The following is a 14859-nucleotide window of genomic DNA, read 5'->3' on the forward strand; positions in this document are numbered from 1 at the left end:
GGGGCGCACATCGTTCCCGCGGAGGGGAAAGTGTGTCAGGTGGCCACGCAGACGCCGATGCGGAAGCCGGTGGGTGCCTGGGGTGCGTGGCAGGCCCAGCGGGTGGGGTCGGGGACCGCGGCGGTGCGCAGGAGCCGGATCGTGCCGTGGCCGTCCGTGCGGAAGGCGATCTGGCGGAAGGGGAGGCGCAGGCCGAGGCCGACGGCTTTGGCGTAGGCCTCCTTGAGGGCCCAGAGCTGGACGAAGGCGTCCCGCCGGTCGTGGGCGGGTACGCGGTCGAGGTCGGTCTGTTCCTCCGGTGAGAGGCTCCTGGTGACGAGGCGGCGTCCGACGTGGCCGGGTTCGTGCAGGGTGGCGCAGGTCTGGACGTCGACGCCGACCGGGTGGCCGTGGGCGATGCCGACGAGGCAGACGCCTCCGGAGTGGGACAGGCTGAAGTGGAGGTCCAGCCCGAACCGGGGGTGGAGTGCGGGTTTGCCGTGGTGGGACTGGACGAACTCCCAGTCGCGCGGTGGGACGGGGGCGAGGCGGGAGAGTTCGGTGCGGAGCATCCAGCGGGTGTACTGGAACTGGCGGCGGTCGGTGTCGAAGCGGTAGGTGCCGGCGCGCCGCAGTTCGGCGGGGGACAGCACGGCCCGCCAGGTGTCCTCGGCGGGTGCGTCCGGGCCGTCCGGGAGGCGGCCCATGGCGGTGGTCACCCCGGGGATCCGGGGGCTGGTGGGTGTCGGTTCGTGCCGTGCGTGGGCGGGGCGCCGCGCGGCCGGCTGCCGCGCGGCGTTCCGCACTTCCGAGGAGGCGTTCGTCGCTGCTGCCCTCCCGTGGTCGTTCAGGTGTCGGTTCCGAGCATGTCGGGCCGCTTGGCCAGCTCGCGCAGGGTGGCGAGGGGGTCGGGGAGCAGGCGGCGTGTGGTGAGGTCGAGCAGGCCGATGACGCTTTCGATCCGGGCGACCGGGATACCGCCGGGCGTCTGGAACTGCTGGAGCAGTTCGACGAGTTTGCCGCGGGATCCGCTGATGGCGCAGCCCACGTCGACTTCGTCGCCGGTGCGCAGCTCGCGCTGGAAGCGGATGGTGGTCTTGAGCAGGACCGGGCCGGTCCCGGCCTCGCCGAGGACGTCGGGGGTGAGGCCGGCGGCTTGCAGGAACTCCCAGCGGGCGTGTTCCGCGTACTGCGTGTACACGGCCTGGTTGAGGTGGCCCTGGCGGTCGACCTCGTAGCCGCGGGCTTGGATGCGGACGGTGAACGGTTGCTGCACTCGGTCCTCCTTCAGGCCCCGACCGGGTCGTCGAAGAGGATCCGCCAGGTGCCGTCGGGCCGGCGGCGGGACACCACGGTGCCCTTGCCCCTGAGGTCGATCGGTTCGCCGGCCTCGTCCTTGCCCACCAGGTGCCAGTCGGCGTGCGTCATGGCGATGTCGCCGGCGCGCATCGCGCTGGTCATGGTGATCTCGGCCGCCGTGATGGCGGCGAACATGGGGGTCAGGGCTTCGTCGACGGCCGCGAGCCCCGCCTGCTGGGCGCCGTCCGGCGGGGTGACGAGGATGCCGTCGGGCTCGTACAGGTCGAGCATGGCCTGCTTGTCGTTGGTGTTGAAGGCCTCGGCGATGAGGCCGGGGAGGTCTTCCGGGCGTTGTGCCGGCATTGCTGGTTCTCCTTGCTGGAGTCGCGGGGCGCGGGCCGTCGGCGGGTCAGCCGAAGATGCCCTGGCCCGGGGTGAGGATCCCGGCGGGGTCGTACTGGCGCTTGAGGGAGCAGAGCTGGGTCCAGCGCGTCCCGTAGTGGGTCTGCCAGTCGGCGCGGGTCATCGAGGGCACGGAGCCGACGAGGTAGCGCTTGGCGCCGAGGGCGACGGCACGGTCGTAGAAGCGGCGGTTCTGGGCGAGCAGGCCGGGGACGTCGGGGTGGTTGGGGGCGGGGAAGCGGATGAGGCTGACCTCGAAGAACTCGTTGGTGCGGCGGCGGGGCAGGACGAAGTTGGGGCGGGTGACGGCGTTGGCGTCCATCGGGGAGATGCGGACCGGGCCGGGGCCCATCTGGGTGGCCGTCAGTTCGCCGAGCACGGTGTCGAGGTAGGCGGGGGTGTTGTCGAGGCCGACGAACATCATGAGCCAGGGCTTGCTGGCACCCCAGAAGCCGGCGGCCTTGAGGGCGGCCCAGTTCGGCTCGAAGCGCAGCAGCCAGTCGCGGAACGGCATGTCGGCGGTGGGGCCGGCGGTCGCCTCGGGCGAGAGCACGGCCTGGAGGGCGGCGACGTCGGGCTGGGCGGGCGCCGAGTAGAACATGCCGAGCGCCAGGCGGTAGGTCCAGCCGCCTCCGGGTGCGGGTTCGGCGTAGCCGTTCTGGTCGTGGACCACGCCGGCCCGCATGACGGCCAGCGAGTCACGCAGGAAGGCGGCCCGGTCGGTGTAGGTGAATTCGAGGGAGCGGGCGGTGGTCTCGGCGGGGATCAGCCTGACGCCGGCCCGCACGATGACGGCGTACTGCCCGCCGCCCACGAGGACGGCGTCGAAGAGCGCGCGGTTGGTGGTGCGGGAGCAGGTGACCAGTTCGCCGGTGCCGGTGACCACCTGGAGCCACTCGACGTTGTCGGCCTGTGCGCCGTAGCGCTGGCTGGTGCCGCCGAGGCCGCCGACGCTCAGGGTGCCGCCGATCGACAGGTGGGCGAAGTCGTTGTAGACGGGGAGGGTCTGGCCGGATTCGAGGGCGCGCAGCGCGAGGGTGGACCAGGTGACGCCGGCGCCGACGTCGGCGATGCCGCGCGAGATGCCGTGGATCATGCCGAGCGGCTTGGGGTCGATGGCGATGCCGCCCTCGACCAGGGCCTGGCCGTAGTGGGAGTGCGATTCGCGGTCCTCGGTGCCGGTTCCGCTCTGGCCGTTGACGGCGACGGGTATCCGGTTGTTGCGGGCGAAGCGGACGACCTTCTGGATGTCCGCGACCGAGCCGGGGGTGAGGACGGCCCGGGGCTGGCGGGTGAACAGGTGGCCGAAGTCCTTGCTGAACGCCGACGCGTCGGCGGGGAGGACGAGCGTGCCGTCGAGGGCGGGTGCCTGCGCGATGCCTGTCGTCGAACCGGGGGTGGTGGCCCATGCCTTGGTGTTGGGGTTCCACCCCAGTACCGCCGCGCCCGCTCCGACTGCCAGGCCGGACAGGATCTTCCGGCGTGAGAGGTCCGTATGCATGTGTCGTTGGTACGCCCCGGGTCGCAAGGGGAGCGCAAGCCCGTCCGGGCGGGGCCGGTTCACCGGGGGCTCGGGGTGGTCGCCGGCCGGTCGCCGAGTAGGAGGTCGTGGCCCTCGCACCAGAGGGCGGCGGCGACGTCGAGGGCGGCGGCGCGGTCGGGCCGGTCGCCGGGCAGCATGGAGAGCACCGTGCTGCCTCCGGTGCGTACGGCGGGTTGCTGGTGGGCGAGGGCGGACAGGGTGCGGCCGGGTCCGCATTCGACGAGGAGCCGGTCGCCGCCGTCGAGCATCGCGGTGAGGGCGGGTCCGAAGTGGACGGTGTCGGCTATCTGGCGGGCCCAGAAACGCGGGGAGCCCGCTTCACCGGCCGTGAGGAGGCGTCCGGTGTAGCCGGAGCGGACGGGGAAGCGGGGTGGTCCGGGTGGTGTGCGGAAGGCCGGTTCGGCCGCGGCGACGGCCGGTTCCATCGCGGGGCTGTGGAAGGGGGTGGTGGCGGGGACCGGTCGGGCGGTCAGGCCGTCGGCGGTGAGGCGGGCGGTGACGGCGGCCAGTTCGGCGCGCGGGCCGGCCAGCAGGGTACGCCGTGGTGCGTTGACGGCGGCCACGGCGACCTGCCCGGACAGGTAGGGGCGGAGCGTCCGGGTGGAGGCGGCCACGGCGAGCATGCCGCCGGCCGGGACGCGGGCGGCGGCCCGTACCCGGCCGTGGACCAGGGCGGCGGCCTCCGCGACGGTGAGCACGCCGGCGAGGGTCGCCGCGACGACCTCGCCGGCGCTGTGGCCCAGTGCCTCGGCGGGGGTGACGCCCCAGCCGAGCAGGAGCCGGCCCAGGCCGTGGTCGACGGCGAACAGCAGCGGCTGGGCGCGGCGTACGTCGTCGATGGGGATTCCGGGGCCGGTGCCGGTGCCGAGCCAGTCGGCGCGGATGGCCTCGCCCTCGGCTCCCCACCGTTCCAGGACGTCGTCGACGGCCGCGCGGAACACGGGTTCGTCGCGGTACAGCCCGGTGGCCATGCCCTGGTGCTGGGAGCCCTGGCCGGGCAGCAGCAGGGCGACGGGGCGGGGTCCGCCGGCCGGGGCCCGTCGCACCGGGGCGGCCGCGAGGTCGTCGAGGGCCCGGGCCGCCGTGGTGACCACCGCCCCGCGGACCGGCCCCGGGACCGGTGGGGGTGGTGGGGCACCGGCGCGCAGGGCGCCGGCGACCCTGGCACGGGCGGCGCGTTCGTCCGCCGGGTCCGAGCCCGCCCAGCACAGCAGCCGGGCCGTGTGGTGGGCGGTGTCGGTGACCGTCATGTTCGGTTTCCTCCCGTGCCGGCGGGGTGTCTCAGGTGAGGGAGATTCCGCCGTCGACGCTGAGGACCTGCCCGGTGACGTAGTCGTTGTCCAGGAAGACGCGGATGGCGGGTGCGACCTCCTCCGGGGTGGTCAGCCGGGGTACCGGCAGGTTGGCGGCGAGGTTCTGGCGGAACTTGTCGGTGGCGCTCGCCGTCATCCGCGTCTCCATGAAGCCGGGTGAGACGGCGTTGACGGTCACCCCGCGCCGGCCGCATTCGGTGGCCAGGGTGCGCGTGAGCGCGATCACCCCGGACTTGGAGGCGGCGTAGGCGGTCTGGCCGGGTGTGGCGACCAGGGCCGACGGGGAGACGACGTTGATGATGCGCCCCCACCGCCGTCTGACCATGGACGGCAGGACGGCGCGGCAGACGTGGAAGGTGCCCATGAGGTTGGTCTGGACGACTTCGCTCCACACCTCGGGTGACTGGGCCATCATCAGGGCGTCCTTGCGGATGGCCGCGTTGCTGACGAGGACGTCGACGTCGCCGAGTTCCTCGGTGACGCGGCGGTGCATCGCGGTGACCGAGCCCCAGCAGGCGATGTCGGCCTGGACGACGACGGAGTCGTTCGTGAGGCGTTCGCTGACCTCCCGGGCGCCGTCCTCGGCGCGGTTGTAGTGGAGTGCGACGCGGCATCCGAGCCGGTCGAGCTCGATGGCCACGGCGGCGCCGAAGCCGCCGGACGCTCCGGTGACGAGGGCGACGGGCTTCTCGGGACGCTGCGCCGCGAAGGGGCGGTCGTCGGTGGCGGGGGCGCTCATGACCGCCACTCCGTCGGCTCGCCCGCGCCCCATTCGATGAGTGCGGTGACCCAGACCATGCCGGCGCCGAACGCCGCGAAGAGGACGCGGTCGCCCTTCTTGACGCGTCCGGCGTCGAGTGCCTCGGCGAGGGCGATCGGCATGGACGCCGCCCCGGTGTTGCCGTAGTGCTCGATGTTGGTGATCAGGCGTTCCCTGGGGACGCCGCTGTGTTCGAGGATGGAGTCGAGGATGCGCATGTTCGCCTGGTGGGGCAGCAGGTGGTCGATGTCCTCGGGGCCGAGGTCGGCCGCCTCGAGGGTGCGGCGTACCGAGCCGACGGTGAAGCGGACGGCGTGCAGGTAGATCTCGTTGCCCTTGATCTGGGCGTAGTGCTGCTTCTGGCGGAGGGTCTCCTCGCTGGCCGGGAGGCGGCTGCCGCCGGCCGGGACCTTGAGGCTGTCGACCTTGGAGCCGTCGCACCCCATGTCCCAGGTCCGCAGCCAGCTGCGGTCGTGGGGCGCGAGGACGACCGCGCCGGCGCCGTCGCCGATGAGGACCGAGAGGTCGCGGTCCTCGGGGTTGACGACGAGGGAGTGCGTGTCGGTGCCGATCAGCAGGATGGGGCGGGGGTCGATCGCCATGAGGCCGGCCGCGACGACGAAGCCGTAGGCGAAGCTGGCGCATTCGGCGTTGACGTCGTGGGCGCCGCCCGCGGTGCCCAGTTCGCGCTGGACGAACGCGGAGGTGGCCGGCGACAGCTGCTCGGGCGTGCCCGAGGCGACGATGAGGTGCGAGATCTCGTCGGGCCGGAGGCCGGCGTTCTCCAGGGCCCGCCGGCCGGCTTCGACGGCCAGCGAGGCGGTGGTCTCGCCCGGTCCGACGACGCGCCGCTCGCGGATGCCGGTGCGCTGCACGATCCAGTCGTCGTCCACGCCGAACCGTTCGGCGAGTTCGGCGTTGGTGAGCCTGCCTTCGGGGAGGTACTTGCCCCACCCGATGATGCCGATTCCTGACATGCGTGCCTCCGCGGTCACGCGTCGCCGGCCGCGGCGGCGGCCGGGGAGACGCCGTGGGCGGCCAGCAGCTGCTGGTGGATGCCCCGGAAGGTGGCGGTGTCGTCGACGAGTTCGACGACGGACTCGTCCACGCCGAGGTCGGGGTAACGCTCCTGCATGTCGGCGACCCATTCCATGAGGTCGAGCGAGTCGACGCCGGAGGTGGTGAGCGGGGAGTCCGGGTCGAAGTCCTTGACCCGGCTCACGGCCATCAGCCGGCTGACGGACATTTCGAGGGTGGGAAGCTGCATGGCGCACTCCTGATCATCGTGATCGGCCTGACGGCCCGACGGCCGGACGGTACGGGGGCCGGTGCAAGCGTTTCGCAAGCCCAGGGGCGGCTCCCGGGCCGGGCGGCACCGCCCGGGCCGCGGGACCGCGGTGGTACCGGGGCGGTGTCGCGGGCAGGGGCCCCGCTGGTACCACCGGGCCGGAACCTGTCGGAACCACAGGCACTTTCAGGCTACGGGGGGCTGTTGATGGCCGAGATCGAGCTGCTGGGACCGATGGCCGTGCGGTGCGCGGGCACCGTGCACCACCTTCAGAGCGCGCAGGCCCGGGTGGCGTTCGCCCGGCTGGTCCTCGCCGGTCCGGAGGGGGTGACGCGGGACGAGCTGGCCGACGTCATATGGCCGGGTGAGCTTCCGCCCACGTGGGCGTCGGCCCTGCGGACGCTGGTGAGCCGGCTGCGGGCGCTGGTCGGGCCGCTGCGGAACGAGGAGGGGAACCCGCTGGTCATGCGGGGAGGCCGGTACGTGCTGGCGCTGGGCGCGGGCGTGCGGGTCGACGTGGAGGAGGCGACCGGGTCGGTGGCCGCGGCGCAGGAGGCGCTCGCCGCCGGTGACGTGGCCACCGCGGACCGGCTGGCCACGGGCGCGGTGGAACGGCTGCGTTTCCCGTTCCTGTCCGAGCACGAGGGCGACTGGGCCGCGGGCCGGCGCGAGTGGCTGGCCGGGCACCTGGTCACGGCCCTGGAGGTCGCAGGCCGGGCGGCGACGGGCGCGGGGGACCACGTGCGGGCGGTGCTGCTCGCCGAGGAGGCGACGACCCGGGCGCCGGAGCGGGAGAGCGCTCACCGGTGCCTGATGGCGGTGCACGAGGCCATGGGGAACCGGGGCGAGGCCCTGCGGGCGTACCAGCGACTGCGCCGGTACCTGGCCGAGGAGCTGGGCGTAGATCCGTCGCCGGAGACGGAGGCGGCCTATCTGGCGTTGCTGGGCCCGTCGTCGGCGCCGGCCGCGCCGGGTGCCGGCCCGGCCGCCGGGCGCCGTCCGGTCCCGTTCGCGGGGCGGGAGGACGAGATGGCGGCGCTGGCCGGCGCTTGGGGGAGGGCGGCGCGCGGCCGCCGGCAGTTCGTCCTGGTGACGGGCGAGTCGGGGGTCGGCAAGACGCGGCTGTTGCGCGAGGCCGGGGCGATGGTGGCCGCCGAGGGCGGGCTGCTGCTGGTCGGCCGGTGCGACGAGGGTGCGGTGGTGCCGTACCAGCCGGTGGTGGAGGCGTTGGACGGCTTGGTCGCCGCCTCGCCCGAAGACCTGCTCGACGGGGTCGGGCCCGCCGTCCGAGGGGTGCTGCGCCTGCTGCTGCCCTCGCTCGGGGGGCCGTGCCCTCCCGGTGAACTGCCCGCGCAGCCGGTCGTGTTCGCGGCGCTGACCCAGCTGCTGCTGGTGGCGGCGGGTGAGCGGCCCTGCGCCGTGCTGGTCGACGACGCCCACTGGGCGGACCCGCAGACGGTGGCTCTGCTCCGGCACCTGCTGCGCGCCACCGCCGGTGCCCGGCTGTGCGTGGTCGTCGCCGCCCGGAACGACCTGCCGACGTCGGCCTGGCGGCGGGTGCGGACCGGTCTGGACGAGGCGCTGCTCCCGTGCGAGCACGCCGGTGACGGGACCGAGGTGGCCCTCGGCGGCCTGGACCTGGACGCCGCGCGGGCGCTGGTGCGGGAGCTGGGGGCGGGCGGCGCGGGCGGGACGGCGGGCGGGGCCGGTGGCGGTGGCGGTGGCGCGGACGCCGATCCGGTCCGCCGGCTGCACGCCCGCAGCGGCGGGAACCCGTTCATGCTCCTGGAGATGCTGCGGAACCCGGCCGGGCCCGACGCGGTCCCGCCGGCCGTCGCCCGGCTGGTCGCGGCCAAGCAGGCCGCCGTCGGCCCGGACGCCTCCAGGCTGCTCCAGGTCGCGGCCGTCACCGGCCCGTCCGTCGACTTCGACGAGGTCGCGGGCGCCGCGGGGCTGGACGTGCTGGCGGCGCTGGACGCGCTCGAAGCGCTGCTACAGGGCGGGATCCTCGCCGAGGTGACCGCCGCGGGTTCGCAGCACCCCGACCGGCCGGCGATCTACGGGTTCCGGCACGAGGTGGTCCGGCAGGCGGTCGACGAGCAGGTGAGCGGGGCCCGGCGCCGCCACGTCACCTCCCTGCAGCGGATGGTCCCGGGGCCGCGCCAGGGCAACGACAAACTGTCGCGCACCGGGGCCGAGCGGCCCTGAGGAGGGGGTTCTCCGGCGCCCCGGGGCGGTGAACGGTGCTAGGTGACAGACATGGGTGACGGATCATCACCTTGCGTCATCGCTGGCGTACAGTCGGACCCCAATCGCCTGGAGTGCTGCCGGAGGTCCTGGGGGGCGCCGGTCCAGCCCGGCAGAAGAAGGGGACTGCCTCTCATGGCTCGAGTGCCTTTCGTCCCGCGTCAGCGGCTCGTGGAAGACATCGTCAACGCCAGGCACTCGGTCCTCATCGAGGCGGGCGGGGGATTCGGCAAGAGCGTCCTGGTCGGGCAGGTCCGGGCCGGCGCCGGCGGTGGCCTGGAGGTGCGGCTGCCGCGCGACCGCCCGGTCGGCGTCGACGAGCTGACGTCCGTGATCCTCGACGCCGCCGAGCAGCGGACCGGCCGGCCGCGGGCGGCCACCGGCGCCGCCGGGCGCATCGGCGAGCTGCTGGCGGCGTCGGCGGGGCCGGGCCTCCTGATCGTCGACAACGCCGAGGCGCTGACCGACGAGGCCGCGGCCTGGCTGGCCGATCTGGTGCGGGACGGCATGCCGCCGCTGCGCATCCTGGTCAGCAGCCGGCTGTTGCCGGCGCCGCTGGCGGCCATGGAGTTCCAGGGCACCGCCGAGCGCTTCAACACCCAGGACCTGCGCCTCACGCAGGAGGAGACCACGGCCCTGGCCCGGATCGGGATCGGGGAGGAGGACGGGGAGCGGCTGGCCACCACCCTGTACGACCTGACGGGTGGCTGGGTGGCGCTGCTGCTGGTGATGTTGCGCAGGCTCGCCCGGGAGTCGGACCGGATGGCGGCCGCCACGGGGCTGCTCCGGCGTCCGGGCCTGATCCGGCAGCTGATGGACCACTACGCCGCCGAACTCGACCCGGCCGACCGGTATCTGCTGACCCAGGTGGCGGCGTTCCCGATGGTCAACGACAGTCTGGTGGAGGGTCTGGGCGAGCCGGGGCTGCTGCGGCGGCTCATCCGGGCGGGCATCCCGTTCGCCGTGGGTGCCGACGGCTGGTCGCACCTGTGCGCCGAGTCGCGGGAGATCCTGTCCGCGCTGGTGCCGCTCGACCCGGCCATCGCCCAGCGGGCGGCGCCGTTGCTGGTGTCCCAGGGCGCCGAACTGGCCGCGGCCGGGCTGCTGGTGGACAGCGGGGATCCGGAGCAGGCGGCCGCGCTCGTCGCGAGGCTGCCCACCTCGCGCGTCAACCAGCTCGACCCGGTGGAGTTCATCCACCTGATGGCCCGCCTCGGGCCCGCGGCCGAGGCCGCGCCCCAGGGGCTGCTGCACCTGGCCCGCACGCACCGCAACCTCGGCCAGCTCGCCGAGGAGCGGGAGGTCATCGGCCGGGCGCTGCGCGTCGTACGGGAACGGGACACCGACGAGGACCTCGCCGTCGAGGTCGAGAGCGAATGGCTGATCCAGCGGGCGCTGCTGCGTGATCCCGACGTGCTGCCGCAGGTCGAGCGGCTCCTCAAGGAGGCCGCCGAGGGCACCCGTGCCCAGGCCAGTCTGCTGGAGGCCCTGGGTGTGGCGCTGTCCGACCGTCCCGACGGGCCGAGCCTGCGCCGGGCCGAGGGCGCCATGCGGCAGGCGGCCATCGCGTGGGGCGAGCTGGGCGAGCCGGCGCGCGTCGCCGCGGTCCGGCGGGGTCTCGCCACGCGGGTCCTGTCCGCCCTGGGGAAGACGGGCGAGGGTGCCGTGCTGCTGCGGCAGCTCGGTGCCTCCAGCGACACGCAGTTCGACCGCATGCTGTGCCTGGTCATGGAGGCGCGGCTGCTGGCGCTGGGCGGCGAGGCGGAGCGGGCGCCGGCCATCCTGGACGACGCGATGCGGCTCGCGGAACTGCTGCACATCGGGTGGGTGACCGGTCATGCCGCGTGGACCCGTCTGATCGTGGCGGCCAACGCCCAGGACAGGTCGGGGGTGCTGGAGCAGCTCGCCCTGGCCGAGGCCCACCTCGGCCAGATGATCCACAACACCGGCAGTCTGCTGTTCCTGTGCGAGGCCGCCGACGCCTGCGCCGCGGTCGGTGCCGACGCGCCGGCGGCCCGGCTGCTGGCGGCCGCGCGGGAGCACGGCATGGAGGATCCGGTGACCCTGGCGCTGACGGAGGCGTTCATCGGGGCCCGCCGGGGGGAGCAGGAGGCGGCCGACCTGCTGCAGCGGATGCTGGAGGACGGGGAGGTCGCCCCCTGCCTGCGGTGGAAGGCGGAGCTGCTGACGGGTTACGTCCTGCACGCCCGCGGCCACGTCGACGCCGCGCACCAGCGTCTGCTGGTGGCCCTCGACCGGGCGGCCGGCCTCGGCCATCCCGACCTGCCCGACCGCCGGGAGCGCCGGGTGGTCGGGGTCCTGCGGTCGGCGGTCCTGGTTCCTCCGCCCGTGGTGGCGGCCGCGCCCAGCGGCGGTGGCGGTGGCGGTGGTGGTGGCGGTTACGAGTTGCGGGTGCTCGGCGGGTTCGAGGTCCGCCACGGCCAGGGGGTGATCAACGGGACCGGCCGGGCCGCCCAGCTGGTGAAGCACCTGGTGCTGGCGGGCGGGTCCGTTCGGGTCGAGACGGTGGTCGAGACGCTGTGGCCGGGTGAGATGCCCGGGGTCGGCCAGCGCCGCCTGAAGAACGTCCTGACCAGGGCCCGCGCCACGTACGGTTCGCTCGTCATCCGCAGGGGGCAGCTGCTGTGCCTGTCGACGTGCAGGGTCGACCTGCACTCGTTCGAGGACCTGGCGCGGGCCGTCGCCGCCGTGCAGGACGGCGAGCGCGTGGCCCGTGCCCGGGAGGCGCTCGCCGCCTTCACGGGGCCGCTGCTGCCCGACGACCTGTACGACGACCGCATCGCGCAGCGCCGTGAGGTGGTGCACTGGCGGGTGCTCGGTCTGATCGACGTGGTGCTGGCGGCCGCGCTGGAGTCGGGTGACCTGGAGGAGGCGCTGGACCGGCTGGAGGCGGCCATGGAGCTCGACCCGTACGACCAGGAGCGGCCGCTGCGGGTCGCCCGGGCCCTGGTCGCCGGGCGGCGGTGCCTGGAGGCCAACGACCTCGCCGCCCGGGTGATGGCCGCCGCCAACGAGCTGGGTGTGCCGCTGGCCTTCGAGTGGGACGAGCTGTCGCTCAGCCGGCTGGAGGGAGCGCGGGCGACGCAGGACGCAGGGCGTCCAGTTCCTCGCACCATGACTCCAGACGGTCGGCCTGCAGCAGCCGGGTCCCGATCAGCAGTCCGGCGTAGCCGGCGTTGAGGAGCCGGGCGGCGACCTGCGGGTCGTCGATGCCGCTGGCGCTGACGGGGCAGGGCGTGCCGGTCCGCCGCACGTCCGGCAGCAGCCGGAGGCTGCGGCCGGTGTCGGCGTCGCCGCGTTCGCGGACGCGGATGTCCTTGTTGTTGACGGCCACCACACAGCCCTCGCAGGACGGCAGCGCCTCGATCTCGGCGGCGTCGGCCACCTCGACGAACGGGGTGAGGCCGAGCGCGAGGGCGGCTCCGGTCAGCCGCGCCAGCGCCGCCGCGGGCAGGAGTGCGGCGGTGAGCAGTACGGCGGACGCGCCGAGTTCGCGTGCCGCGTGCAGCTGGCCGGTGTTGGTGATGAAGTCCTTCTGCAGGACGGGCAGGTCGGTGAGGGCGGTCACCTCGGCCAGCAGGCCGGTGTCGCCGCCGAACCAGCGGCCGGTGACGACCGAGAGGCAGGGGGCGCCGGCGGCCTCGTAGCGGGCCACGATCTCGGCCGGTCTGCGGCCGCGGAACAGGTCCTCCCCGTCGGCCGAGCGGGGTTTGAGCTCCATGATCACGGGGCGTCGGGCGTCCGTGAGGGCGTCCGTGAACGAGGGGGGCATCAGGGGATCACCCCTTCCAGGTCGGGGGAGGCACGCCATTGCTCCCGGATGTCCGCGACGCTCCGGGCGCAGAACGCTCCGGTGCGGTCGCGTGCCGCGGTGTCGACGTCGACGCCGGCGAAGCGGGGGTGGGCGGCGACCTTCTCGTAGTGGGTGCGGTTGGCGGCCGAGATGCCCCCGGCGACGAGGAACGGCCGCGAGGTCGCCTCGGCCAGGTCGATCACCACGTCGGGTTCCAGTGAGCGGCCGGTGCTGCCGACCCGCCCGCCGGCGCCCACGGCGTCGAACAGGAACAGGTCGGTCCCGGCCCGCTCGTACGAGGCCAGCAGCGGGCGTTCGGGGCAGGCGTCGCCGGTGACGTGGAGGACCTTGACGACGGTGGCCTCCGGCCATCCCCGCTTGATGGCGGCCACCACGCCGGGGGGCTGGTAGCCGTGGAGTTGCAGCCACCGCACGTCGGCGGTGCGGGCGGCGTCGAGGATGGCGGCCGGGGTCCGGAGGAAGGTGACCAGCATGGGTTCCGGTGCGGGCCGCCCGGGGGCGGCCGCCCCGGCGGCGCGGCACGCCTCCGCCAGGGCGGTGAACCGGCCGGGGGGCAGGTCGGCGTGGCCGCCCGGGACCCCGCGCCACAGGCCGATGAGGTCGGCGCCGGCGGCCCCGAGCAGCTCCACGTCTTCGCGGCTGGTGGCGCCGCACACCTTGAGCAGCACGGTCACAGCCCCAGCAGCGAGGAGATCCGGTTGTACTGGATCTCCGTCGTGCCCGAGTAGATGGTGCTGCCCACGGCGTTGGCGAGCTCGGTGTCGAGGCCGTACTCCGACATGTAGCCGTTGCCGCCGAAGACCTGGATGGCCGCCAGTCCGGAGGCCACGTTGGCCTCGCTGGTGAGCAGTTTGCCGATCGCCACGTCCATCGTGACGTCCTCGCCGGCGACGAGGCGCTCGGCGGTGTCGTAGAGCCACCGGCGTGCCGTCTCCAGCCGGATGCGCATGTCGACCAGCTTGTGGGAGACGGCCTGGTACGAGCCGATCGGCTTGCCGAACTGGGTGCGGGTGCGGGCGTATTCGAGGCAGCGCTCGAACCGGTGCCGCATCTCCCCGACGTTGATGATGAAGGAGCAGAGGATCTCCCACTTCATGACGTGTTCGAGCAGCAGGTACCCGCGTCCGATGCCGCCGATGACGCGGTCGGCGGGTACCCGGCAGTCGTCGAAGTACAGCTCGCTCATCGGGGAGGAGGCGAGGCCCATCTTCTTGAGCGGGCGGCCGGCCGAGAAGCCGGGGGTGTCCGTCTCGACGAGGAAGGCGGTGATGCCGAGGGGGCCTCCTTCGGGCCGGGTCTTGGCGTAGACGACGACCACGTCGGCGATCGGGCCGTTGGTCACGAAGCTCTTGCTGCCGTTGAGTACGAAGTGGTCTCCGTCCCGCACGGCCGTCGTCCGCATGTTCAGGGCGTCCGACCCCGTGTCGGGCTCGCTGATGGCGTGGGCGCCGATCAGTTCGCCCGAGCACACCCGGGGCAGGTACCGGTCCTTCTGCTCGTCGGTCCCGAAGTGCTGGAGCGGGACGCCCGTGCTGCAGATGGTGGTGGCGGCGGAGAAGCTGAGGCCTCCGTCGCGGCAGCCCTCGCCGAGGGCCTCCAGCACGAACATGGTGGTGAGCAGGTCGAGGCCGGCCCCGCCCCGGGCGGGGTCGAACGGCAGGCCGAGCAGCCCCGAGGAGCGGACCAGCTTCCACGCGTCCCATGGAAAACCGTCCCCTGCGGGACCGTGCCCGGTGACGGCGAGGTCGCGGCACCACCGCTCCATACCCTCGCGCAGTGCGAGCTGGTCTTCGTCCCAGGTGCGCATGCCCGCGGCCTCAGTAGGCGGACGGGCCGGCGTCGAGGCTGTGCCGCTCGTCGCCACGGAGGGCGGGAGAGAACACGCACACGAGGCGCAGGTCGGTGTCCGGGTCGGCGATGAGGTAGTGCGGGTCGTGCTCGTCGAGCGCGTACAGGGTGCCGGGGGTGATGCGGTGCGTGGTGCCGTCGAGGGCGACGACCTCGCCGGAGCCCTCGATGCAGTAGCAGGCCTCGAGGTGGCGGCGGTACTCCAGCAGGGACTTGGTGCCGGCCCGCACGGTGGTGTCGGTGACGGTGTAGCCGAGGCCGTCGGCCTCCAGCAGGAAGCGGCGGCTGAGGCCGTTGCCCCAGTCGACGGTGGTGACGTCGTCCAGTTCGCGCACGATCATGGGA

The 14859-nt window shown here is 74.0% G+C and carries 13 protein-coding genes and 1 pseudogene; 2 read left to right on the forward strand and 12 right to left on the reverse strand.

Annotated elements, in window-relative coordinates; all coding sequences use genetic code 11:
- Positions 1 to 35 precede the first annotated feature (35 nt).
- The 8 genes from ACFY61_RS31495 to ACFY61_RS31530 all read right to left on the reverse strand — a co-directional run bounded on the left by ACFY61_RS31495 (position 36) and on the right by ACFY61_RS31530 (position 6563).
- Positions 36 to 698: a 4'-phosphopantetheinyl transferase family protein gene (locus ACFY61_RS31495; RefSeq protein ID WP_389477773.1), complete on the reverse strand. Its 663-nt coding sequence runs from the start codon at positions 696 to 698 to the stop codon at positions 36 to 38.
- Positions 699 to 826: 128 nt separating this feature from the next.
- Positions 827 to 1255 (reverse strand): acyl-CoA thioesterase, encoded by a 429-nt coding sequence (locus tag ACFY61_RS31500; protein WP_389477775.1) that lies wholly within the window; start codon positions 1253 to 1255, stop codon positions 827 to 829.
- An 11-nt stretch (positions 1256 to 1266) separates the two neighbouring features.
- The gene (locus tag ACFY61_RS31505; protein ID WP_389477777.1) at positions 1267 to 1641 is read right to left on the reverse strand and encodes a YybH family protein; all 375 of its coding nucleotides are present in this window, start codon (positions 1639 to 1641) and stop codon (positions 1267 to 1269) included.
- A 46-nt stretch (positions 1642 to 1687) separates the two neighbouring features.
- Complete coding sequence (locus ACFY61_RS31510) at positions 1688 to 3181, reverse strand: FAD-binding protein (protein WP_389477779.1); 1494 nt, start codon at positions 3179 to 3181, stop codon at positions 1688 to 1690.
- A 59-nt stretch (positions 3182 to 3240) separates the two neighbouring features.
- Positions 3241 to 4473, reverse strand: coding sequence for an acyltransferase domain-containing protein (locus ACFY61_RS31515; RefSeq protein ID WP_389477781.1), 1233 nt, complete (start codon positions 4471 to 4473; stop codon positions 3241 to 3243).
- Between the two features lie 31 nt (positions 4474 to 4504).
- Positions 4505 to 5275 carry a 3-oxoacyl-ACP reductase family protein gene (locus ACFY61_RS31520; protein WP_389477783.1) on the reverse strand — a complete coding sequence of 257 codons (771 nt, stop codon included), beginning with the start codon at positions 5273 to 5275 and terminating at the stop codon, positions 4505 to 4507.
- Entirely contained in the window at positions 5272 to 6273 is a 1002-nt protein-coding gene (locus ACFY61_RS31525; protein WP_389477785.1) for a 3-oxoacyl-ACP synthase III family protein, read from the reverse strand. Before ACFY61_RS31525 ends, ACFY61_RS31520 begins: the two co-directional genes overlap by 4 nt.
- Before the next feature lie 14 nt (positions 6274 to 6287).
- Positions 6288 to 6563 (reverse strand): acyl carrier protein, encoded by a 276-nt coding sequence (locus tag ACFY61_RS31530; RefSeq protein WP_389477787.1) that lies wholly within the window; start codon positions 6561 to 6563, stop codon positions 6288 to 6290.
- Positions 6564 to 6791: 228 nt separating this feature from the next.
- Between ACFY61_RS31530 and ACFY61_RS31535 the strand changes: the two genes are divergently transcribed.
- Positions 6792 to 8792, forward strand: coding sequence for an AAA family ATPase (locus tag ACFY61_RS31535; protein WP_389477789.1), 2001 nt, complete (start codon positions 6792 to 6794; stop codon positions 8790 to 8792).
- 2592 nt (positions 8793 to 11384) lie between these two features.
- Positions 11385 to 11804 (forward strand): annotated as a pseudogene (locus ACFY61_RS31540) (bacterial transcriptional activator domain-containing protein); the annotation flags it as partial.
- A gap of 103 nt (positions 11805 to 11907) precedes the next feature.
- Here the strand turns inward: ACFY61_RS31540 and ACFY61_RS31545 are convergent.
- The 4 genes from ACFY61_RS31545 to ACFY61_RS31560 are packed head-to-tail and all read right to left on the reverse strand — an operon-like array spanning position 11908 to position 14855.
- On the reverse strand, positions 11908 to 12624 hold the full coding sequence (locus ACFY61_RS31545) for an indole-3-glycerol-phosphate synthase (RefSeq protein WP_389477791.1): 717 nt from the start codon (positions 12622 to 12624) through the stop codon (positions 11908 to 11910).
- On the reverse strand, positions 12624 to 13340 hold the full coding sequence (locus ACFY61_RS31550; protein ID WP_389477793.1) for an N-(5'-phosphoribosyl)anthranilate isomerase: 717 nt from the start codon (positions 13338 to 13340) through the stop codon (positions 12624 to 12626). Before ACFY61_RS31550 ends, ACFY61_RS31545 begins: the two co-directional genes overlap by 1 nt.
- Positions 13337 to 14473: an acyl-CoA dehydrogenase family protein gene (locus ACFY61_RS31555; protein WP_389477795.1), complete on the reverse strand. Its 1137-nt coding sequence runs from the start codon at positions 14471 to 14473 to the stop codon at positions 13337 to 13339. The genes ACFY61_RS31550 and ACFY61_RS31555 overlap by 4 nt, the downstream gene beginning before the upstream one ends.
- Before the next feature lie 10 nt (positions 14474 to 14483).
- On the reverse strand, positions 14484 to 14855 hold the full coding sequence (locus ACFY61_RS31560; protein ID WP_389477798.1) for an ectoine synthase: 372 nt from the start codon (positions 14853 to 14855) through the stop codon (positions 14484 to 14486).
- Between the last annotated feature and the right edge of the window lie 4 nt (positions 14856 to 14859).

Origin of the sequence: Streptomyces sp. NPDC012888 (assembly GCF_042900645.1) — a bacterium.
GTDB lineage: Bacteria > Actinomycetota > Actinomycetes > Streptomycetales > Streptomycetaceae > Streptomyces.